The sequence below is a fragment of the Agaribacterium sp. ZY112 genome (genome assembly GCF_041346925.1).
Lineage (GTDB): Bacteria > Pseudomonadota > Gammaproteobacteria > Pseudomonadales > Cellvibrionaceae > Agaribacterium.
The window spans coordinates 2,511,811-2,534,416 of the sequence record NZ_CP166840.1 but is presented as its reverse complement, the minus strand read 5'-3'; the positions used below and the strand labels follow the sequence as shown (position 1 = coordinate 2,534,416).

Sequence of the window (22,606 nt, the reverse complement as noted above, 5' to 3'; positions counted from 1 at the left end):
GTCTTAATTTTTTTGATGACTTGTGCAACTAGGTTTAGATTTAGGCAGCCTTAAAACTGCTGCAGGAAATCCAAGTCATTTTCAAAGAATAAACGCAAGTCGTTTACGCCATAACGCAACATAGCCAAACGCTCAACGCCCATACCAAAAGCAAAACCACTGTACTCTTCGGTATCAATACCACACGACTCAAATACATTAGGGTGAACCATGCCGCAGCCCATCACCTCTAGCCAGCCGGTGTTTTTACAAATGCGACAGCCCTCACCAGAACAGTGCGTGCACTGAATATCAACCTCTGCTGAAGGTTCGGTAAATGGAAAGTAAGAAGGCCGAAAACGCACAGGTACGTCGGCCTCAAAAAAAGCTTTAAGAAACTGATCCACAGTACCTTTTAAATCGGCAAAGCTCATTTTCTTATCAATCGCCAAACCTTCGACCTGATGGAACATCGGCGTGTGGGTTAAATCAGAATCACAGCGGTAAACACGGCCCGGGCATATAACACGGATAGGAGGCTTACTGGTTTCCATTGTGCGAATTTGCACAGGTGAGGTATGAGTTCTTAATACTTCGCTTGGGCTGATATAAAAAGTATCGTGCATCGCACGTGCGGGATGGTGCGCAGGAATATTGAGGGCCTCAAAATTATGGAAATCATCTTCGATTTCAGGCCCCTCTGCCACGCCGTAACCGGCTGCACTAAAGATAGCCTCAATACGACGCAAAGTGCGAGTAACAGGATGCAAACCACCGCGTTCGGCACGTCGGCCATCTAAGGTGACATCGATGGTTTCTGAAGCGAGCTTAGCTGCAATAGCCGCTTGCTCAAGAGCCGTTTTCTTATTTGATATTGCATCAGCAACTTTGGTTTTTGCCTGATTAATTAGCTCGCCCGCTTTAGGGCGCTCTTCAGGGCTTAACTTGCCAAGCGTTTTTAATAGCGCAGAGATCGCGCCTTTTTTACCGAGGTATTCAACTCGAATTTGATCAAGCGCGGCAAGCTCGTTGGTGTTCTCAATTTTGGCGAGCGCTTCGTCGCTCAGCACGGATAGGTTTTCCATCTTTGTTCCAGCAGCGTTGGACTAACAACAATATCAAAATATGTGTGGCCCGATACTCATGTTTCGGGCAATAAAAAAGGGAAGCGCCTACGGCCCTTCCCTTTTTTGTAGAAAGACTCGCGCGATTAAGCGGCAAGTGCTTCTTTAGCCTTAGCCACGATAGCGCCAAATGCGGCTTTATCGTGAATAGCTAGGTCAGCAAGAACACGACGATCAAGAGCGATGTCGGCTTTTTTAAGACCAGCGATTAGACGGCTATAGCTTAAGCCTTCGTTACGAGACTGAGCGTTAATACGCGTAATCCACAAAGCGCGGAAGTTGCGTTTTTTAACACGACGGTCACGGTAAGCGTATTGACCAGCTTTAATTACTGCCTGCTTAGCTACGCGAAATACACGTGAACGTGCACCGTAGTAACCTTTTGCAGCCTTAAGTACTTTTTTGTGTCGACGACGGGCGACAACACCACGTTTTACTCGAGCCATTTAAATATCCTCAAAAAATAATGATTACTAGGGTTTACACTTCACGAAGCATGCGTTTAACGTTTGGCACGTCAACAGCATTAACTTGGCTAGTGCCGCGAAGCTGACGCTTACGCTTAGTAGTCATCTTGGTCAGGATATGGCTCTTGTGAGCGCTTTTGCGCTTAAGACCTTTTGCAGTTTTTTTAAAGCGCTTTGCTGCGCCACTGTGTACTTTAGCTTTTGAAGCCATGATTAATACTCCAGAAGTTCATCATGATTAAAGTTAAGTCCCCTCAGGCAGCTAAAAGCCCGGCGACTCACGTAAGTGACTCTCATCACCCCTGCCCATTTAAAAACACAAAACAGTAACTGTTTTGTCTATTTGTGGCTGGGCAGCCACCTCAAATTCACAAATATAAGCGACTACTTTTTCTTTTTAGGCGCCAATACCATAATCAGTTGGCGGCCTTCCATTTTTGGATATTGCTCAACTGTTGCAATCTCTTCAAGATCATTCTCGATACGCTTTAACATCTCCATACCGAGCTCTTGATGGGCCATTTCTCGCCCGCGATAGCGCAAGCTACATTTAGCCTTATCACCGTTTTCAATAAACTTAGTGATATTTCGCAGCTTAATCTGATAATCACCCTCTTCCGTGCCAGGGCGGAATTTCATCTCTTTGATTTGTTGCTGCTTTTGCTTTTTCTTGGCAGCAGCTTTAGCTTTCTTCGCTTCAAATAGATGTTTACCGTAATCCATGATTTTACAAACAACAGGATCTGCTTCAGCGGCCATTGCCACAAGATCCATGCTCTCTGCACGCGCTTGTTCGAGCGCTTCATTTAAGCTTACGATGCCCTTTTGCGAGCCGTCCGAACCAATGAGGCGAACCTGATTGGCTTTAATTTGGTCGTTAATGGCCGGTTTCTTGGACTGGCCTTTGGCGTTGCGATTATTAATTGTGTTTTTCTCCTAAGCGTAAAAACTTGCAGTATATGTCAAAAAACCGCCAAAGGCGGCTTTTTGAGTCAATTGACCGGTTTTAATCAACTTTCTGCTGACTCTTCAACCTTTTCTATGCGTCCGCGCTTAGCAACAGCCGCGTCAAGTAGCTCTTCAAAAGCTTCAATTGACATAGAACCTAGGTCTTTACCGTTGCGAGCACGCACGGTAATAGTGCCGGTTTCAACTTCTTTATCACCCACAACAAGTAAAAATGGGGTCTTCTGCAAAGTGTGCTCGCGGATTTTAAAGCCGATCTTCTCATTTCTCAAGTCAGAAACGACGCGGAAACCCTTGTTTTGCAAGCTTTGTTCGACTTTTTGCGCATATTCGGCCTGAGCATCGGTAATATTTAGCAAAACAGCTTGAGTAGGCGCCAACCATGCAGGAAATGCCCCTTCATAGTGTTCAATCAAGATACCAATAAAACGCTCAAAAGAACCCAAGATGGCGCGATGCAGCATAACAGGGGTCTGACGCGAGCCATCTTCAGCGACATATTGAGCCCCAAGACGACCAGGCATAGAGAAATCGACCTGAATCGTACCGCATTGCCAAACACGACCTAGACAGTCACGCAGAGAAAATTCAATTTTAGGGCCGTAAAAGGCGCCCTCTCCAGGCAACAAAGTGAAATCAAGCCCCTTGCTATCTAACGCCACAGACAGCGCCTCTTCGGCTTTATCCCAGTCTTCATCGGAACCCACACGCTCTTCTGGGCGAGTAGACAGGCGAATCAGTACGTCTTCAAAGCCAAAGTCTTTGTAGACATCAAATAAAAGATCCGTGAATTGACTCACCTCTTCTTGAATTGCGCTCTCTTCACAGAAAATATGCGCGTCATCTTGGGTAAACCCACGCACACGCATCAAGCCTTGCAAGGTGCCAGACGCTTCATTACGGTGACACGAACCAAATTCAGCTAAACGCAAAGGTAAATCACGATAACTTTTTAAACCTTGATTAAAAACCTGCACATGACATGGGCAGTTCATTGGTTTAACCGCATAATCACGCGCTTCGGACTCCACTGTAAACATATTGTCACGGAATTTATCCCAGTGCCCCGAACGCTCCCACAAAGTGCGATCGACCACTTGTGGAGTTTTAATTTCTGCGTAGCCATTTAACTCCTGCACTCGGCGCATATAAGCTTCGACTACGGTATAAACTGACCAACCCGCTGGGTGCCAAAACACCATGCCTGGCGCTTCTTCTTGAATATGAAAAAGATCGAGTTTTTTACCAATTTTACGGTGATCGCGCTTGGCCGCCTCTTCCAAGAAACGCATATGTGCTTTCAGCTGCTTTTTATCAGGGAAAGCGGTGCCATATATACGCTGCAACATTTTATTGTCGCTATCGCCACGCCAGTAAGCCCCATTAACACGTAAAAGCTTAAAGTAGTGACAGAATTTCATATTAGGCACATGAGGGCCGCGGCACATATCCACGTACTCCTCATGATGATAAAGACCAGGAGTCGCGCTCTTAGGTATATCGCGCTCTAAGATTTCTATCTTATAAGGCTCTTGGCGCTGCTCAAAGGTGCTAAGCGCTTCTTCCCATGTAGCCGTTTTTTTAACGACGTCATAGTTTGTCTTAGCCAGTTCCAACATACGCTTTTCAAGCGCCACGACGTCATCTTCACTGAGCACGTGCTCTAGTTCGATATCGTAATAAAAACCGTTTTCAATGGTAGGACCAATAGCCATTTTGGCATCAGGCCACATTTGCTTAAGGGCGTGTCCCAACAAATGAGCACAACTATGACGAATAATCTCAAGGCCGTCGTCATCCCTGGCGGTTATGATTTGTAGCTCAGCATCGTCGCTGATTAATTCACAGGCATCAACGCGCGCGCCATTGATACGGCCGGCAATGGTGGCTTTAGCCAAACCAGGGCCAATATCAGCGGCCACTTGCATCACCGTAATAGGCTGATCAAAACTACGAGTGGAACCGTCAGGAAGGGTAATTACAGGCATATCTTGTTTCCAAATTCAGTGGTGGCCCCTACGAAAGGTCACGTGAGACATATAAATGAAGAGCGCGCGAGTATATAGCTTCACGCGATAAAAGTGTAATTGAATAAGCCTAAGTCATTGACTGCAATTTATATGGCCTTAAGATGCTGAAGCCGACTGGCATGACGCTGTACGTACAACAACTAAAAAGCACAGCAAATACGCCATCAAACCAATCAAAACACATGGACAACACAATGCTTTTTGCCTTGCGCAGCGCCGTTATTGGCCTAGCCCTGACTCTTTTTTCTATCAGCACTCTAGCTTTTACGCCAACTGCCGAACAAATTGAGCAATTTAAGCGCATGTCGCCAGCTCAACAGGAAGCGATTGCTTCATCAATGGGCGTGAACCTAGATGACATCAACGCCATGCTCGAAGAAGGCGCAGGCGGGAGTGACTCGACACAAAAGAACCCTGGTCAAGTCCCTGTAAGCGGTAAACGTACTGCTGACAACCCCACCGGGCAAGCTGTGAGTGCTGCCGACAGCAGCTCTGCCATGATGGCAGCCGGCGCCATGGGGCAAGGTATGACGATACCGGGAATGCCCGGCGTTCCTATGAGCCCTGAAGCCCTGATGATGTTTATGGACTCAAAAGAAGACAAAGGCCTTCAGCCTTACGGCTATGATTTGTTTGATTTTGGCGCTGAAACCTTTACACCAGCCGAAGACATCCCTATTCCTGCAGAATATATCTTAGGCCCTGGTGATACGATTAATGTCCAACTTTACGGTAAAGAAAGCTCTAAACATGAGCTAGTGATTACTCGCAACGGCACCATCGATTTCCCTCGTATAGGCCCCGTGCCTTTTGCCGGCCTCACCTTTAAACAGGTATCCGATAAAATTGAAGAGCTTGTACGCGAGCAAATGATTGGCATTAACGCCTCTGTCTCGATGGGCATGCTTCGCACGATTCGTGTTTTTGTTTTGGGTGATGTCAATATCCCAGGCAGCTACGTTGTTGGCTCTTTATCAACAATGACTAACGCCATTTTTGCCAGTGGTGGTATTACCCAAATTGGCTCTTTGCGTAATATCGAGCTGAAACGCAACGGCCTTACCATTAGCAAGCTCGACCTCTACGATCTACTTCTTAATGGCGACACAAGCAAAGACAGCCGTTTATTACCCGGTGACGTTATTTTTGTCCCTCCCGTTGGTACACGCGCAGGTATTGATGGTGCAGTAAAACGACCTGCAATTTATGAGCTCAAAAATGAAAAAACGGCAGCTGATCTCGTACGCTTAGCGGGTGGATTAAAAGCCCAAGCTTATCTGCAAGGCTCAAAAATCAAAAGGCAAGGCAAGCAAGGGGAACTCACCTTAAGCAAGGTCAGCCTAGAAGGAAATAAGGCATCTAAAGTAAAAATAGAAAATGGCGACGTTCTAATGGTTGGTAGCAACCTTGAAGAACTAAACGATGTCATTCATGTAAGCGGTCACGTTAAGCGCGAAACGAGCTACGCTTGGCAAGCCAATTTACGCTTCAGTGACATCATCACTAGCGCTGACGCGCTACTAGCCCTGCCCGACTTAGATATTGCCCTGATTGAGCGTGAGGTCCCCGGCACCCGAGAAATTCAAATATTAAGCTTTGAGCCAACACAAGCATGGCGCAGCCCTCACAGCGAAGCAGACCCGCTATTACAAGCTCGGGACAAACTCTATCTATTTGGCTTTGAACAAGACCGCACCCTAGTACTAGCGGACCTTATTTATCGACTTAAATTACAAGCCAATATAGAACAGCGCGAACAAACCGTCATTGTTAATGGCAGTGTACGCTTCCCCGGCGAATACCCTTTTAGTCAAAATATGAGTGCTCGCCAACTATCGTTGCTGGCAGGAGGCTTTACCAAAAGCGCCCTTAATCGTGAAGCGGAAATTACTCGCTACGAGCTTGATGAAGATTACGAACGCATTGTTTTACACATAGCCGCCAACTTAGAAAGCAACGACCCCGTGCTTGAAGCCGGTGACGTATTACGCGTACAACAAATTCCACTCTGGCACACTAAAGAAACGGTTGAGTTGGTGGGAGAGTTCCGCCACCCCGGCACCTATGCCATTCTGCCTGGTGAAACCCTTACCGATGTCATTAACCGAGCTGGCGGCCTTACCCATCAAGCCTATGCTGAAGGCTCTATTTTCTCTCGTTTAGAATTACGAAAACTAGAAGAGAAGCGCCTTGCAGCACTAAGAGAACAAGTTGCAGCCGATATTGCCACTAGTTCCTTAGAAGCGTCTAAGGCCAGCGCAGACATTGATAGGGATGAAGCCAATCAGATTCTTGCCAATATTGATGGTACTGAAGCCTTAGGCCGCTTAGTGATCGACCTTCCGGGCATTTTAGATCGCCCTGACGTGCTTGACTTCCAGCTCGCGGATGGTGACATTCTTGAAATACCACGCTTTAAGCCATCGATCACCGTACTTGGGGAAGTACAGTTTGCCACCTCTCATTTTTACAACCCCGAACTAGATGTTAATGACTACCTATCACGCTCCGGTGGCTTTAAACGCAGTGCCGATAAAAAGCGCGTTTATGTCATTAAAGCCAACGGCTCCGTAGTGCTGCCTAAAGGCAATGGCTGGTTTGGTGGCCGTTCAGTAGCACTGACGCCTGGCGACACTATTATCGTACCTCTTGATACCCGTCGCGTTGACAGAATTTCCATTTGGGCCAGCGTAACCCAGATCATGTATCAAGCAGCAATTGGTATTGCAGCAATTGGAGGACTATAAAAACATTGCACTTTAAAAAAGGCGTGCTTATAATGCGCGCCCTCTCGTTAAGAGAGCTGTTGTAGGACCGTAGCTCAGTTGGTTAGAGCACTACCTTGACATGGTAGGGGTCGGCGGTTCGAATCCGCCCGGTCCTACCAATTTTACTTTTTAGTTAAAGCAAAATTGGTTAAAAAACAACAAGTTAAAAGTGCTTTTTAAGTGTTGACAGAGGCTGCTAGCCACATTAATATACGCGCACTTTTCGGGCATAGCCCAAAAAATTCCGCCTTAGCTCAGTTGGTAGAGCAAATGACTGTTAATCATTGGGTCGCTGGTTCGAGCCCAGCAGGCGGAGCCAAATTAAAGAAACCGTTACAGAAATGTAGCGGTTTTTTTTCGCCTAAAGATCCGCCACCTCTTCTTAAAACCCAGCAAGTCACAACACTGCAGCAATAGGCAAATAAAAGCGCCTTCTGTAAAACGACTTAAGCTTTGCAACTAAGCCTGTCCCACCTCATATAACTACGTATAAGCTACAATAAAAGGCATCCCCTAACTGGGCGGGCCACACCTATGAACCCCTTACGACTGACACTACTGCTTACACTTCCCCTCCTCTCATATGCACAAGAGCACCCACAGCAAAACTACCTATGCAAACAAGGCGAACACAGCCGACAGCTAAGCCTTAACTATCTAGAGCCGCCTTCTGCACTCCCCTGTGAAGTTCGCTACAGCAAGAACTCAAGCCCTGAAGTTCTTTGGCGCGCCGACAAAGAAAAAGGCTATTGTGAAAAACAACTCGCCGCATTCATCAAAAAACAGGAAAGCTGGGGTTGGGACTGTAAAAAGATAGAAAAGACTCGTCAAAACGACTAACCGACTCCAGAGCCAGACGAGTAAATATCTTAAAAAGGGCTACACTTTAACTAATGGCTTTAACTCAAAAACGTGCATCCCCCTTAAGCTTATTGGTGTATGGATGTATGGGTGCGAAATATGAAAAGTCGAAACAGCTACAACCCCCTAACGATACTAAGCACATTTTTGCTCGGCCCATTACTTTTATGCCTCTCTGACTTAAATCTTGCCCAAAACCAGCCCGTATTAGCCATCACAGTACACCAGAACTCCATTCAGGAGGAACTAAAGCAATGGCAGCAACGCCCCGTTAGCTGCCAATATATAGCCGAGAACTTCAACAGCCCGAAAGATAGAGGCGCGGCCGAACTTAAGATTATTTGTCATGCCTTTATTGCTAGCGGCAGTAATCCAGAGATTATTCTTATAGGCGTGCCAAACCATGTACGCAGCTTATTTTTACTCGAAGTAGGCAAGGCAGACTTAGCCGCTGAGTCGGTTTGGCTTGAAGAGATAAACCTGAATAAAGTTTGGGCCTCCAAAGCGGTTATCACTCACGGAGAGTTTGAAAAGGCCCCCTACACAACCCCCTCACACCCTTTGCAAAGCACCAAAGCTGAGAACATTAACCTAAGCAACTACCAAGGCGTCGCAGTAAGAACGTGGACTCACGACCTGTATACAATGACTCAGCTATCCGATCAGGTTGCCAGCGCAGTGGATTTTGACTCTATTTACAGAATGTTAGAGGCTGGGCGCAGCGATTACACCTTTCTTGAGTCCCACCATCACGGCAATGATTTTTTTAGCAATGGCAAAACACAACTTGTGCCCGTAGAAGGAGTTTACGTAGTATTAGAAGGCACACGCCATATGACAATATCTAAGTCATCCAAGCACGGAGTTTGGGCAAGAAAACACTTAAACCAAGGTATCAATAAACTAGCAAAAACAGGCAAAATAAGAGAGATCTACGAACAATCGGGTTTTTTACACAGCAAGAAAGACCCTAAACGCTTATTAGAAGCTTCGTATTAGCGGCACAAAAAAGGCAGCTCGAGAGCTGCCTTTAAAAGCTACATGATGGTAAAAGAACTTACCAGCCCGTCGCCTCTTTTAATGCCTGACCGATATCAGCAAGACTGCGAACGGTCTTTACTCCAGCTTCTTCAAGCGCGGCAAATTTTTCATCAGCCGTGCCCTTACCACCAGAGATAATTGCTCCAGCATGGCCCATACGCTTACCTGGAGGCGCAGTTACACCCGCAATGTAAGAAACAACAGGCTTGGTGACATTCGCTTTAATATAAGCAGCAGCTTCTTCTTCAGCCGTACCACCAATTTCACCAATCATGACGATGGCTTCGGTTTTATCGTCATTCTGGAACATCTCAAGAATATCGATAAAGTTCGAACCAGGGATTGGGTCGCCGCCGATACCAACACAAGTAGACTGACCAAAACCAAAGTCTGTGGTTTGCTTAACCGCTTCGTAGGTCAAAGTACCTGAACGGCTGACAATGCCTACCTTACCAGGCAAGTGAATGTGACCAGGCATAATACCGATCTTACACTCACCAGGAGTGATCACACCCGGGCAGTTAGGACCGATCAAACGCACACCTAATTCGTCGCACTTCACTTTAGCTTCAAGCATATCCATAGTTGGAATGCCTTCAGTAATACAAACCACCAACTTAACGCCACTGTGAGCAGCCTCAAGGATGGAATCCTTACAGAAAGGAGCAGGTACATAGATAACGGATGCATCGGCGCCCGTCGCTTCTACAGCTTCCGCCATTGTGTTAAAAACAGGCAAACCAAGATGGGTTTGACCACCCTTGCCTGGCGTAACACCACCAACCATATTGGTGCCATAAGCAATAGCTTGCTCAGAGTGAAAAGTACCTTGAGAACCAGTAAAGCCCTGACACAATACTTTGGTGTCTTTATTAATTAATACGCTCATTCTTAGTTCCCCGCCGCTTCTACAACTTTCTGTGCAGCATCCGTTAAACTGGTTGCCGCAATGATGTTCAAGCCACTTTCGGCTAGCACCTTGGCGCCAAGCTCTGCATTGTTACCCTCAAGGCGAACAACAACAGGGACTTTTACACCCACCTCTTCAACCGCACCAATTACACCTTCAGCAATCAGATCGCAACGAACGATACCGCCAAAGATATTAATAAATACAGCACTGACGTTTTCGTCGCTTAGAATGATTTTGAATGCTTCAATCACACGCTCTTTCGTCGCGCCACCACCTACATCTAGGAAGTTAGCTGGCTGACCACCGTGTAACTTAACGATGTCCATGGTGCCCATCGCTAAACCCGCACCATTTACCATACAGCCGATATTGCCTTCAAGAGCAACGTAGTTAAGCTCCCACTTAGCGGCATGGGCTTCACGCTCATCTTCTTGCGAAGGATCGTGCATTTCTTTTAGCTCTGGGTGACGGTACATGGCGTTGCCGTCGATATTGATTTTTGCGTCAAGACAGTGAAGATCACCAGCGCCTGTAATAACCAAAGGGTTAATCTCAAGCAAAGCCAAGTCTTTCTCAACAAACATTTTTGCAAGACCCAAGAAGATATTGGTGAATTGCTTCACTTGCTTACCTTCAAGACCAAGCTTAAATGCCAACTCGCGGCCCTGATAAGGCTGAGCACCTGTCATAGGATCAACAATGGCTTTTAGAATTTTCTCAGGCGTTTCTTCAGCTACCTGCTCAATTTCAACACCACCTTCAGTCGATGCCATAAATACGACACGACGAGTGGAGCGATCAACAACGGCACCTAAATACAATTCTTGAGCGATATCAGTAAGATCTTCAACCAAAATACGGTTAACAGGCTGACCCGCTTCGTCCGTTTGGTAAGTCACTAGGTTGCGACCTAACCAGTGCTTTGAGAATTCTTCGATTTCGCCTTTGCTTTTGGCGACTTTAACGCCACCAGCTTTACCGCGACCACCAGCGTGAACCTGGGCTTTAACCACCCAAACATCGCCACCTAACTCTCCCGCTGCTGCTACCGCTTCCGCAGGCGTTTCAGCAACCACACCTTTGGATACGGGCAAACCGTATTCCGCAAACAACTGCTTGCCTTGATACTCGTGTAAGTTCATTTATCAATACCATTTACTATTTTTAGAGGTATGTCGACTTGTGACCGACACTAAAACGTTATCCCCTTCCTCACCCTGATTCGGATGCCAGCCATTCAGCTTAATTAGTCAAACTGGGGGACAGACTGGATATTACAACCGTCCTTAGTTCTGCTTGGGAGTATTCCCCAAACATGGCAGCTCCCTGCTCCCAATAGACAAATGGCCGCACAAGTGCGACCATTTTATTTTTGCTTCGTATAAAACTTAACGCTTTTTACGATTCGGCATGTGGATGGCATGACCATTCACCGCCAAGGCAGCCTCTTTAACCGCTTCAGAGAAGGTTGGATGACCAAATACAGTCAAACCAATGTCTTCAGCAGTTGAACCAAATTCCATAGCAATCGCTACCTGCTGCACCAAGTCCGCAGCGTTAGGACCAACAATGTGAGTACCTAAAACGCGATCGGTTTTTGCATCAGCAATCATTTTCACCATACCGTCAGACTCATCTGCGGCAACAGCACGACCGATAGCAATAAACGGGAAGATACCGACTTTGTAGTCTTCGCCGTCCGCTTTAAGCTGCTCTTCAGTTTTACCTACTGCTGCAATTTCCGGATGCGTATAAATAACGTTAGGAATGATGTCGTAGTTCATTACGGTTTTTTCACCGGCGATACGCTCAGCAACCATAACACCTTCTTCTGAACCTTTGTGCGCAAGCATTGGGCCGCGAACAACATCACCAATAGCAAATACACCTGGTGCGCTGGTTGAACAAAGGTCATTAACGTAGATAGAACCACGCTCATCCAACTTCACACCGCTATCGTCAGACAATAGGCTATCTGTAAACGGACGACGACCAACACAAACGATCAATTTATCGAAAGTCTCAGTGCTCTCGTTACCTTCGTGATCAGTGTAAGTAACGATAACTTCTTTCTTACCGCCCTTTTCTACCACTTCAGTACCGGTTACACGACAGCTTAAGCGAATATCCAAACCTTGCTTGGTTAGAATTTTCTTAGCTTCTTTAGCAATGGTTTGATCCATAATGGCAAGGAAACTATCAAGCGCTTCCAAACAAACAACTTTTGATCCCAAGCGAGACCAAACACTACCAAGCTCAAGACCAATAACACCGGCACCAATAACACCTAGGCGCTCAGGCACTTCTTGAAATTCAAGTGCGCCTGTTGAATCAACAATAACGTCGCCATCAACACGTGCAGGTGGAATATCAACAGGCACAGAACCTGAAGCTAGAATAACGTTCTCAGCTTCGTATACCGTTTCTTTACCGTCTGCGTCAGTTACCTGTACTTTTTTACCAGCAAGTAATTTACCAGCACCAAAAAGTGAATCGACTTTATTCGCTTTAAATAAACCGCTAATACCGGTGTTCATTTGCTTAACGATCTTGTCTTTGCGAGCAATCATTGAAGGTACATCAATACCTACGTCACCCGTGCTAATACCGTGACCACCAAAAGCAGCTTTAGCTTCATGGTATTTGTGAGAACTATCAAGCAACGCTTTAGACGGAATACAGCCAACGTTCAAACAAGTACCACCGTTCACGCCTTTACCGTCTTTATCGCGCCATTTTTCTACACATGCTGTTTTCAGACCAAGCTGAGCCGCACGAATGGCAGCGACGTAACCGGCAGGACCGGAACCGATAACAATTACGTCGTACTTATTGGACATACAATTAACCCCAAAAAATTAAAATATATTAAATTTGTTAAACGCGGCTTAAATTTCTAGCAATATACGAGCTGGATCTTCGAGTAAATCTTTGATCGCAACAAGGAACTGAACAGCATCTTTACCATCGATAATACGGTGGTCATAAGACATAGCTAGATACATCATTGGCAAGATTTTAACTTCACCATTAACAGCCATTGGGCGCTCTTGAATCTTGTGCATACCCAAAATCGCAGACTGAGGTGGGTTCAAAATTGGCGTTGATACTAACGATCCAAATACACCACCATTAGTAATGGTAAAGGTACCACCAGTCATCTCTTCAATGCCTAACTTACCATCGCGAGCACGCAAACCAAAGTCACGCACACCAGACTCAATGTCTGCAAGGCCCATGTTTTCAGCGTTGCGCAACACAGGCACAACCAAACCTTTTTCAGTACTTACCGCAACACCAACATCTTGGTAACCGTGATAAACAATATCTTTACCATCGATTGATGCGTTTACAGCAGGGAAACGACGCAAAGCTTCAACGGCCGCTTTTACGAAAAAGCCCATAAAACCTAAGCGCGTGCCATTGTGAGATTTTTCAAACTGATCTTTATATTTCTTGCGAAGCTCCATCACTGGCGCCATGTTCACCTCGTTAAAGGTGGTCAACATGGCCGTTGTTTGTGTTGCCTCTAATAAACGCTCAGCAATACGTGAACGCAAGCGCGTCATTGGCACGCGTTTTTCAACACGCTCACCAAGCTGAACCTCAATCGCAGGGGACGCCGCTGGCGCAGCCGCTTTGACAGGTGCTGGAGCTTCAGCTACGGGAGCCGTCGCTGGCTCAAATGCTTGAACATCCGCTTTAGTAATTAAACCGCCTTTACCAGTACCGCTAACTAAAGACAGATCAACGCCTTTTTCTGACGCTAATTTACGAGCAGCTGGAGCTGCTTTAATATCTTCATTGCTACTAGCAGCTGGGGCAGTTTCAGGAGCAGCCGCCGGCTCAGCTGGAGCCGCCGCTACAGCGCCCTCAGTAATTTTACCTAGCAACTCATTGCTCTCTACAACGTCACCTTCGCCTTTTACAATTTCAGCAACAGTTCCGTCCGCAGGAGCAACAACTTCTAATACAACTTTATCAGTTTCAACTTCGACAAGAAGCTCGTCTCGGCTAACAGCTTCACCAACTTGCTTGTGCCAAGTAACGATGGTGCCGTCTTGTACTGATTCCGGAAAAGTAGGCGCTTTGATTTCAGTGGTCATTTCTTTTCTTGTCCGTTTAGGCTCAGTTAATTTTGTGGGCTCGATATTTAATTAAGTTACACATCTAGGTCTAAAGCGGCGTTAATAAACCTAGCCTGCTCTTCTAAATGGGTAGACATATAACCAGCCGCTGGGGCTGATGACGCGGTGCGACCTGCGTAGCGTAAATATGCATCGCTATTTACACGCTCAACAACACGGCGCATACGGTGCTGGCTGCTATACCAAGCCCCTTGGTTCATTGGTTCTTCTTGTACCCAGACCACGTCAGTTACATCAGCGTAAGGCTCAAGCGCCACACGTAAATCTTCTTCAGGGAAAGGATAAAGCTGCTCAATCCGAATCAAAGCAACGTCTTCTTGCTCTCGCTCCATGCGCGCTTCAAGTAGGTGGTAATAAACTTTACCACTGCAAAGCACAACACGTTTTACTTTCTCAGGAGCCAGCTCCTGCTCACCAATCACCGGTAGGAATGAACCTTCCGTCAATTCCTCAAGACTTGAGGTCGCAAGCTTGTGACGCAAAATCCACTTAGGGCTCATCACAATTAACGGACGTCGCATAGGACGAACCGCTTGACGACGAAGCATATGGAAAACCTGCGCAGGCGTGGTTGGGATACACACCTGCATATTGTGCTCAGCACACAATTGCATAAAGCGCTCTAAACGTGCTGAGCTATGCTCAGGCCCCTGCCCTTCGTACCCGTGAGGTAACAACAAAGTCAAACCACACAAACGGCCCCACTTGTGCTCACCACTACTAATAAACTGGTCAATAACAACCTGAGCGCCGTTAGCAAAATCACCAAACTGAGCCTCCCAAATCACCAAACCTTTAGGAGCGGTTGTTGCATAGCCATACTCAAAAGCCAATACGGCTTCTTCAGACAATAACGAGTCGTAAATATCAAAACGAGGCTGCCCTTCTTTAACATTTTCAAGAGGAATATAGCTCTCACCATCCTTTTGATTATGTACAACCGCATGGCGGTGACTAAAAGTACCTCGCCCCACATCTTGGCCAGAGATTCGGATTTCATAATCCTCTTCCAGCAAGGTTGCATAAGCCAAGGTTTCAGCCATACCCCAGTTAATGGGTAACGCACCGCCAGCCATTTTCCTGCGGTCATCGTAAATTTTAGCAACCTGGCGTTGAACCTGAATACCGTCTGGAACATGACTTACCTTATCAGCAATTTCTTGCAATTTAGGCAAGCTAACGCCGGTGTTAGCAGGCGTATGCCAGTCGTGACCGATATAAGGAGTCCAATCAACAAATAAGCTTTTATCTGGTTCACTCACCAAACCGCGAGCAACCGATTCACCGCGATCCAACATGTCGCGATAACCGCGAGTAAGATCGTCCGCCTCCTGCTGACTCAATACACCCTCAGCCACCAGCTTCTCAGCAAAAAGAGTGCGAGTCGTTTTATGCGCGCGAATCGCCTTGTACATCAACGGCTGAGTTGACGACGGCTCATCCGTTTCGTTATGGCCACGACGGCGATAACAAACAAGATCAATCACTACATCTTTTTTGAACTCATTGCGGTAGTCCGCAGCAAGGTTCGCAATAAACACAACTGCTTCAGGGTCATCACCATTAACATGGAAGATAGGCGTCTCGATCATTTTGGCTACGTCGGTGCAGTAGTCAGTAGAGCGAACGTCTTCTTGTTTGTTAGTAGTAAAACCAACCTGATTGTTAATAACAATATGAATCGTACCGCCCGTTTTATACGCGCGAGTTTGACTCATTTGGAAGGTTTCCATGACAACACCCTGACCGGCAAAGGCAGAGTCTCCATGAATAACAACTGGAATTACTTTATGACCATCTGCATCTTCTCGGCGATCTTGACGAGCGCGAACAGAGCCTTCAACTACAGGCGAGGCAATCTCCAAATGACTTGGGTTAAACGCCAAAGCCAAGTGCATTTCACCGCCAGGGGTCATAACATTTGATGAGAAACCTTGGTGATACTTAACATCACCCGAAGTATCTACCAGCCTTTTACCTTCAAATTCATCAAACAAATCAGCTGGGTTTTTACCAAGAACATTAACCAAGGTATTTAAGCGGCCACGGTGGGCCATGCCAATAACCATCTCTTTAGCACCATAACTACCGGTGCGCTGAATGGTGGCATCAATTAATGGAACAAAACTTTCAGCCCCTTCAAGACCAAAACGCTTTGTGCCTGGGTATTTACTATCGAGATGACGCTCTAAGCCTTCAGCCGCAGTCATACGCTTCAAGATGCTGAGTTTAGCTTCATCATCAAAGCTTGGGCGGCAACGGCTACTCTCTAAGCGCTGCAACAACCAGCGACGCTCTTCATAATTGGTGATGTGCATCACCTCAGCGCCAATATTGCCACAGTAGGTTTTTTCTAGATCACCAATGATGTCACGCAACAAACCTTCTGCATAACCAAAGCCCATATCACCGGTTTGGAAAACAGAATCTAAGTCAGCGGTATTAAGACCGTGAAAACCTAAATCTAAATCAGGAGCGCTGCGAGTTTTTTGCAAACCAAGAGGATCTAAGTTTGCTCGTTGATGGCCACTTAATCGATAGGCATTCACCAACTGAACTACTTCAACCTGCTTGCGTTCGTGCGCAATACTGGAAGAGCCTTCCCCCGGTTTCGCGGAGTAACGTACATTACTGCGACCGAGCTGCTCAAAATAATCAACAATTTCAGAATGTGGTACATCTGAAGTCACCACACCCTCTACGCGGGGTAGCTTGTCAAAGGTTTCTCGCCAGCTATCCGCCACCGAGTTAGGGTCTTTTAAGTAAGACTCGTAGAGTTCTTCAACATATGGGGCATTACCACCTGAAAAGTGGGATGTACTCCACAGCAGCTCCATTAAACTTTCTTGCATCTCTTTCCCCGTAAAAACGGACCTTGTACTACTTAAATCAACGATAATTGACGTCAGACAATGTCAGCTCGTAATGCATCGGTAGAGTATAGTTTGCAGGCAAATGCACCAACACCCCAATACTCACACTAGAGCACATTATCCACAAAGCCTTGTGGGCTTCCAGTAATTATTGCTCGGCTAATTAAAACCAAGCTGTCGTTATATATGAGCCGTAAACAACCCTCTTACGACTCACATTAAAACTGCAGACAACCTAAAATTAGGTACTCTGCTGTAACATCATATTACGAATACTGCTAATTGCCTTGGTTGGGTTTAGCCCCTTAGGACAAGACTCAACACAATTCATAATACCGTGACAACGCACAACACTGTACGGATCATCCAATTTAGCTAAACGCTCTTCTGTTGCTGTATCACGACTATCCGCTAAAAAGCGATATGCCTGAAGCAAACCAGATGGACCAATAAACTTATCTGGATTCCACCAGAACGACGGACAACTAGTTGAACAGCACGCACACAAAATGCATTCATAAAGACCATCAAGCTTTTCTCGCTCTTCAGGGCTTTGCTTGCGCTCAATGGCAGGCGCAGGTGTATTATTCTGCAAATACGGCTCAATCTTTTCATATTGAGCGTAGAACTGACTCATGTCGATCACAAGATCACGAATAATCGGTAACCCAGGCAAAGGACGAAGAATCAACTTATTCTTTTTAACAGAAGCAGACAAAGGTGTAATACACGCCAAGCCATTTTTACCGTTAATATTTAAACCATCAGAGCCACATACACCTTCACGACAAGAACGACGATACGCAAGCGATGGGTCTTGCTCTTTAATTTGCTCAAGCACATCAAGAACCATCAAGTCCTTACCTTGCGTATCAAGCTGATACGACTTCATGCTTGGCTCTTTATCCGTGTCTGGGTTGTAGCGATAGATTTCAACTGTCAACATTTTTACTTTCTCCTAATCGCGATCCAGATTAATAAGTACGAATCTTCGGTTCGAAGGTATCGACAGTTTTTGGTTTAAAGTTCACGTCACGCTTACCAACTTTCTTAGTTGTTGGATCGTACATTGAGTGACACAACCAATTCTCATCATCACGCTCTTGGAAGTCATCACGCGCATGCGCACCGCGACTTTCTTTGCGCTCTTCAGCTGCAATCGCAGTCGCTTCTGCAACTTCAAATAAATTCTGAACCTCTAAAGCTTCAATACGAGCAGTGTTGTAGCTCATGGTTTTATCTGCAAGCTCTAAATTCTCAACACGCTCACGCAAAGCTTCTAACTTCTTAATACCCTCTTGCATAAACTCACCCTTACGGAATACACCAAAGTGATTCTGCATGATGCTCTGCAAGTCTTTGCGAACGACGGCAGCTTGTTCACCACCTGTATTGTTATTGAGCTTGTCCAAACGACTCAAGGCCGCGTCGAAATCTGAGTCTGTCGCATCGCGCAACTCGATGCCTTCACGCAACGATTTTTCAATAAACAAACCAGAGGCGCGACCAAATACAACAAGATCGAGTAGTGAATTACCACCTAAACGGTTAGCACCGTGCACAGATACACACGCCACCTCACCACAAGCATAGAAACCATCAATAACCTTATCGCCGCCATCAGCGCCTGTCATTAAGGCCTGACCATCAACGTTTGTTGGGATACCACCCATCATATAGTGACAAGTTGGCACAACCGGAATAGGTTCTTTGATTGGGTCTGCATGAGCAAAAGTACGGCTCAACTCAAGAATACCCGGCAAACGCTGATTCAGTGTTTCAGCACCCAAGTGATCTAGCTTAAGGAAAACGTGATCGCCGTTTTCACCACAACCGCGCCCCTCTAGAATCTCTAGCACCATGGAGCGTGCAACCACATCGCGACCCGCTAGATCTTTAGCGTTTGGCGCATAACGCTCCATAAAGCGCTCGCCATCCTTATTAACTAAGTAACCGCCTTCACCGCGACAGCCTTCTGTAACAAGCACACCCGCACCCGCAATACCGGTTGGGTGGAACTGCCACATTTCAATATCTTGTACAGGGAAACCTGCACGTAAAGCCATACCAATACCATCACCCGTATTAATGTGGGCATTGGTGGTAGAAGCATAAATACGACCAGCACCGCCTGTAGCAAATACAGTTGCTTTCGCTTTTATATATACGACTTCACCGTCTTCCATGTTAATCGCCATAACACCAACAACAGCGCCGTCTTGGTTCTTAACAATATCAACAGCAAACCACTCGTTGAGGAAAACCGTATTATTTTTAACATTGCTTTGATACAAGGTGTGCAACAAGGCATGACCAGTACGGTCCGCCGCTGCACAGGTACGAGCAGCCTGCCCCCCCTTACCAAAATCTTTACTCTGACCACCAAAAGGACGCTGATAAATACGCCCCTCTTCAGTACGAGAGAATGGCAAACCCATGTGCTCTAACTCAAAAACAGCTTCAGGGCCAGTCGCACACATATATTCGATAGCGTCTTGATCACCAATGTAATCAGAGCCTTTAACGGTGTCATACATGTGCCAGCGCCAATCATCCTGAGGATCCGCACTACCGATCGCACAAGTGATACCACCCTGAGCACTTACAGTGTGAGAGCGAGTAGGAAATACTTTTGTAATAACCGCAGTTTTAAAACCGGACTGAGCTAATTGAAGTGCGGAGCGCATACCAGCACCGCCGCCGCCAATGACAATACCGTCAAAGGTCATCGTTCTCATATTCGCCATTCTTAAATCCCCCAGAAAATCTCAACGCCCCAAACAAGGAACACCACGTTAACCACGGCATACACTGAGAGCACAACGACACGAATTGCCAACGCAGAAGAACCCACCATGCGCGACGTAATGTAATCGGTCAAAACAACCCACAAACCGATCCAGCCGTGAGCAACAATAGAGACCAAGGTAAACAAACTAAAAATGCGAACCCATGTGCAGGAAAACAGCGCCTGCCATGTTGCAAAATCTAAATTTGGATTCATCAGCAAAAAGCCAATGATAAATACGGTGTATGCAGCCAATACTACTGCGGTAAAACGCTGGATTATCCAGTCTGACAATCCGTTACGACTAAAACTTGTTGTTGCCGTTACCATAACCACACCCCCGCCAACGCGATCAAAATTACTGAAAGAACGAGACTTGCAGTAGCGCTAGCTTTACCACTTTGCAACTCTTCCCAAAAACCCAAGTCCATTAAAAGGTGTCGTACACCAGCAACCAAGTGATAAATCACTGCTGCCAACATGGCCCATACGATCAACTTTACAAATACGTTGTCGAGTAACTCTTTTATAAAAGCAAAACCTTCTTCCGACGAAAGGCTTACATCCAAAGCCCACAGCAATAATAAAATCGCGCCTAACAACACCACACCACTGACTCGATGCAATATAGAGACGATCGCCGTAACCGGAAATTTAACCGTAGAGAGATCGAGGTTTACTGGTCTTTTATCCACGACAGTGCCACACCCTATTTTAATTTTAAGAAAAACAACCGACTGATAAGTCGACGTTCAGCGTATTATCATTTTTACACACAACAAAGTGCTTTTTATTGAAAGAAGAGCCAAACCTAAAAATGTAACTTTTGCAGCACTGATAGAAGAAGGACTCTCGCGCCAAACCGCACAAAAAACAAACACATTTTTGCAGCCCCCAAATAGCGCGTGCAAATTATATTTATGCGACTGTTAAATTACAAACTTTCATAAGAACTAGTGAAGATCACGCACATTAGTCTCCACTTTGGTGCAAAAGCAGCACTCACGCCCCACGCAAACGCACCAATAAAGAACAAGACTGTACAACATATAGGCAGTAAAGCAGATTTTTATCGATACACATCAAATTGATATTCAAAAGACCCTACAATGCACACTATAATCCGCGCATGCTTTGCGCAGCATTTTTGCTAGCGCGCATCTTTTACTCCAATTGAGTGATGCGGGAAGCAGCACTCATACGCACAGACCGACACTTTTAAAAAAAGTGGCTAAAAGCTGAACCTGCGTCGGAGCCGTTAAAAATTAATCTTAGGAGTCCAGAATGACAGACAAGAAAGCAACCTTGGCGGTTGAAGGCTTAGATGCCAACATCGAGCTGCCCACCTATAAGGGCACAATGGGGCCTGACGTAATCGACGTTCGAGGCTTAACTGCAAAAGGTTACTTCACTTACGACCCGGGCTTCGTTTCTACCGCTTCGTGTGAATCTAAAATCACCTTTATTGATGGTGGCAAAGGCCAGCTATTACATCGCGGCTATCCTATTGATCAATTAGCAGAAAACTCTGACTACCTAGAAACTTGCTACTTATTACTTCACGGTGAGCTTCCTAGCGAAGCTGAATATAAAGAATTTGTAGATATTATTACCACTCATACCATGGTGCATGAGTCAATTTCTCGCTTCTTCCGCGGCTTCCATCACGACTCACACCCAATGGCCATGATGTGTGGCATCGTTGGCGCACTTTCTGCCTTCTACCACGACTCTCTCGATATCACCAATCCTCGCCACCGCATCATCTCCGCCCACCGCTTAATTGCAAAAATGCCTACCCTTGCAGCCATGTGTTACAAACACAGCCAAGGTCAGCCATTTATGTATCCTGACAACAACCTAGGTTATGCCGAAAACTTCTTGCACATGATGTTTGGCACTCCTTGTAGCGATCCAAAGGTTAGCCCAGTACTTGCTCGCGCAATGGATAAGATCTTCTTACTTCACGCAGACCACGAACAAAACGCATCTACCTCAACAGTACGTCTTGCAGGTTCTTCTGGCGCCAACCCATTTGCCTGTATCGCCTCTGGTATCGCAACTCTTTGGGGCCCTGCTCACGGCGGCGCCAACGAAGCAGTATTAAAGATGCTTGAAGAGATTGGCGACGTTAGCAACATTGATGCATACGTTGCAAAAGCAAAAGATAAAAACGACCCATTCCGCCTGATGGGCTTTGGTCATCGTGTTTATAAAAACTTCGACCCTCGTGCAAAGGTGATGAAAGGAACTTGTGACGAAGTATTAGCCGAACTTGGTTTAGAAAATGACCCACTACTGGCTATCGCCAAGCGCCTAGAGCAAATCGCTCTTGAAGATCCTTATTTTATCGAGAAAAAACTCTATCCAAACGTGGATTTCTACTCAGGCATCATTATGAAAGCAATCGGTATTCCTACCGATATGTTTACCGTAATTTTTGCTACAGGCCGCACGGTAGGCTGGATTGCACACTGGCATGAAATGCTAGGTGAAAGTGTCAAAATTGGCCGCCCCCGCCAGTTATACACCGGTGCTACACCTCGTGATTACACCGATCGTGCTGGTCGTCCTGCTGCGTCTGTCGATACCTTTTAAGCCTGTCTTTTAAATAAACAGGAATTAAAAAGGCCAGTCTTTGACTGGCC

At 46.1% G+C, this 22,606-nt stretch carries 18 protein-coding genes and 2 tRNA genes; 6 read left to right on the top strand and 14 right to left on the bottom strand.

Annotated elements, in window-relative coordinates; genetic code table 11:
- Positions 1-50: 50 nt before the first annotated feature.
- The 5 genes from pheS to thrS form a co-directional block, all read right to left on the bottom strand.
- Complete coding sequence (pheS, locus tag AB1S55_RS11065) at positions 51-1,064, bottom strand: phenylalanine--tRNA ligase subunit alpha (protein ID WP_370978213.1); 1,014 nt, start codon at positions 1,062-1,064, stop codon at positions 51-53.
- A gap of 125 nt (positions 1,065-1,189) precedes the next feature.
- Entirely contained in the window at positions 1,190-1,549 is a 360-nt protein-coding gene (gene rplT, locus AB1S55_RS11060) for a 50S ribosomal protein L20 (RefSeq protein ID WP_370978212.1), read from the bottom strand.
- A gap of 34 nt (positions 1,550-1,583) precedes the next feature.
- The gene (rpmI, locus tag AB1S55_RS11055; protein WP_370978211.1) at positions 1,584-1,781 is read right to left on the bottom strand and encodes a 50S ribosomal protein L35; all 198 of its coding nucleotides are present in this window, start codon (positions 1,779-1,781) and stop codon (positions 1,584-1,586) included.
- A gap of 173 nt (positions 1,782-1,954) precedes the next feature.
- Entirely contained in the window at positions 1,955-2,494 is a 540-nt protein-coding gene (gene infC, locus AB1S55_RS11050) for a translation initiation factor IF-3 (RefSeq protein WP_370981588.1), read from the bottom strand.
- 86 nt (positions 2,495-2,580) lie between these two features.
- Positions 2,581-4,524: a threonine--tRNA ligase gene (thrS, locus tag AB1S55_RS11045; protein WP_370978209.1), complete on the bottom strand. Its 1,944-nt coding sequence runs from the start codon at positions 4,522-4,524 to the stop codon at positions 2,581-2,583.
- A 143-nt stretch (positions 4,525-4,667) separates the two neighbouring features.
- Between thrS and AB1S55_RS11040 the strand changes: the two genes are divergently transcribed.
- From AB1S55_RS11040 to AB1S55_RS11020, 5 genes are all read left to right on the top strand, one after another.
- Positions 4,668-7,313 (top strand): SLBB domain-containing protein, encoded by a 2,646-nt coding sequence (locus AB1S55_RS11040; RefSeq protein ID WP_370978207.1) that lies wholly within the window; start codon positions 4,668-4,670, stop codon positions 7,311-7,313.
- 63 nt (positions 7,314-7,376) lie between these two features.
- Positions 7,377-7,453: transfer RNA gene (locus AB1S55_RS11035), tRNA-Val, on the top strand.
- A gap of 124 nt (positions 7,454-7,577) precedes the next feature.
- A tRNA-Asn gene (locus tag AB1S55_RS11030) sits at positions 7,578-7,653 on the top strand.
- A gap of 215 nt (positions 7,654-7,868) precedes the next feature.
- The gene (locus AB1S55_RS11025; protein WP_370978206.1) at positions 7,869-8,174 is read left to right on the top strand and encodes a hypothetical protein; all 306 of its coding nucleotides are present in this window, start codon (positions 7,869-7,871) and stop codon (positions 8,172-8,174) included.
- A 120-nt stretch (positions 8,175-8,294) separates the two neighbouring features.
- Positions 8,295-9,194: a hypothetical protein gene (locus AB1S55_RS11020; protein WP_370978204.1), complete on the top strand. Its 900-nt coding sequence runs from the start codon at positions 8,295-8,297 to the stop codon at positions 9,192-9,194.
- Between the two features lie 58 nt (positions 9,195-9,252).
- On the opposite strand, the gene sucD is transcribed toward AB1S55_RS11020, so the two are convergent.
- The 9 genes from sucD to sdhC all read right to left on the bottom strand — a co-directional run bounded on the left by sucD (position 9,253) and on the right by sdhC (position 20,653).
- Positions 9,253-10,125 (bottom strand): succinate--CoA ligase subunit alpha, encoded by an 873-nt coding sequence (gene sucD / locus AB1S55_RS11015; protein WP_370978202.1) that lies wholly within the window; start codon positions 10,123-10,125, stop codon positions 9,253-9,255.
- Positions 10,126-10,127: 2 nt separating this feature from the next.
- Positions 10,128-11,291 (bottom strand): ADP-forming succinate--CoA ligase subunit beta, encoded by a 1,164-nt coding sequence (gene sucC, locus AB1S55_RS11010; RefSeq protein ID WP_370978200.1) that lies wholly within the window; start codon positions 11,289-11,291, stop codon positions 10,128-10,130.
- 246 nt (positions 11,292-11,537) lie between these two features.
- Entirely contained in the window at positions 11,538-12,989 is a 1,452-nt protein-coding gene (lpdA, locus tag AB1S55_RS11005; protein ID WP_370978198.1) for a dihydrolipoyl dehydrogenase, read from the bottom strand.
- Between the two features lie 48 nt (positions 12,990-13,037).
- A complete protein-coding gene (gene odhB, locus AB1S55_RS11000; protein ID WP_370978196.1) occupies positions 13,038-14,255 on the bottom strand; it encodes a 2-oxoglutarate dehydrogenase complex dihydrolipoyllysine-residue succinyltransferase in 1,218 nt (405 codons plus the stop codon).
- A 56-nt stretch (positions 14,256-14,311) separates the two neighbouring features.
- Entirely contained in the window at positions 14,312-17,149 is a 2,838-nt protein-coding gene (locus tag AB1S55_RS10995) for a 2-oxoglutarate dehydrogenase E1 component (RefSeq protein ID WP_370978194.1), read from the bottom strand.
- Between the two features lie 262 nt (positions 17,150-17,411).
- Entirely contained in the window at positions 17,412-18,116 is a 705-nt protein-coding gene (locus AB1S55_RS10990; RefSeq protein WP_370978192.1) for a succinate dehydrogenase iron-sulfur subunit, read from the bottom strand.
- Between the two features lie 28 nt (positions 18,117-18,144).
- The gene (gene sdhA / locus AB1S55_RS10985; protein ID WP_370978190.1) at positions 18,145-19,917 is read right to left on the bottom strand and encodes a succinate dehydrogenase flavoprotein subunit; all 1,773 of its coding nucleotides are present in this window, start codon (positions 19,915-19,917) and stop codon (positions 18,145-18,147) included.
- Positions 19,918-19,919: 2 nt separating this feature from the next.
- The gene (sdhD, locus tag AB1S55_RS10980; protein WP_370981587.1) at positions 19,920-20,288 is read right to left on the bottom strand and encodes a succinate dehydrogenase, hydrophobic membrane anchor protein; all 369 of its coding nucleotides are present in this window, start codon (positions 20,286-20,288) and stop codon (positions 19,920-19,922) included.
- Positions 20,282-20,653: a succinate dehydrogenase, cytochrome b556 subunit gene (sdhC, locus tag AB1S55_RS10975; RefSeq protein WP_370978188.1), complete on the bottom strand. Its 372-nt coding sequence runs from the start codon at positions 20,651-20,653 to the stop codon at positions 20,282-20,284. The genes sdhD and sdhC overlap by 7 nt, the downstream gene beginning before the upstream one ends.
- Positions 20,654-21,242: 589 nt before the next feature.
- Here sdhC and gltA point away from each other — a divergent pair.
- Entirely contained in the window at positions 21,243-22,556 is a 1,314-nt protein-coding gene (gene gltA / locus AB1S55_RS10970) for a citrate synthase (protein WP_370978187.1), read from the top strand.
- The last annotated feature ends 50 nt before the right edge of the window (positions 22,557-22,606 follow it).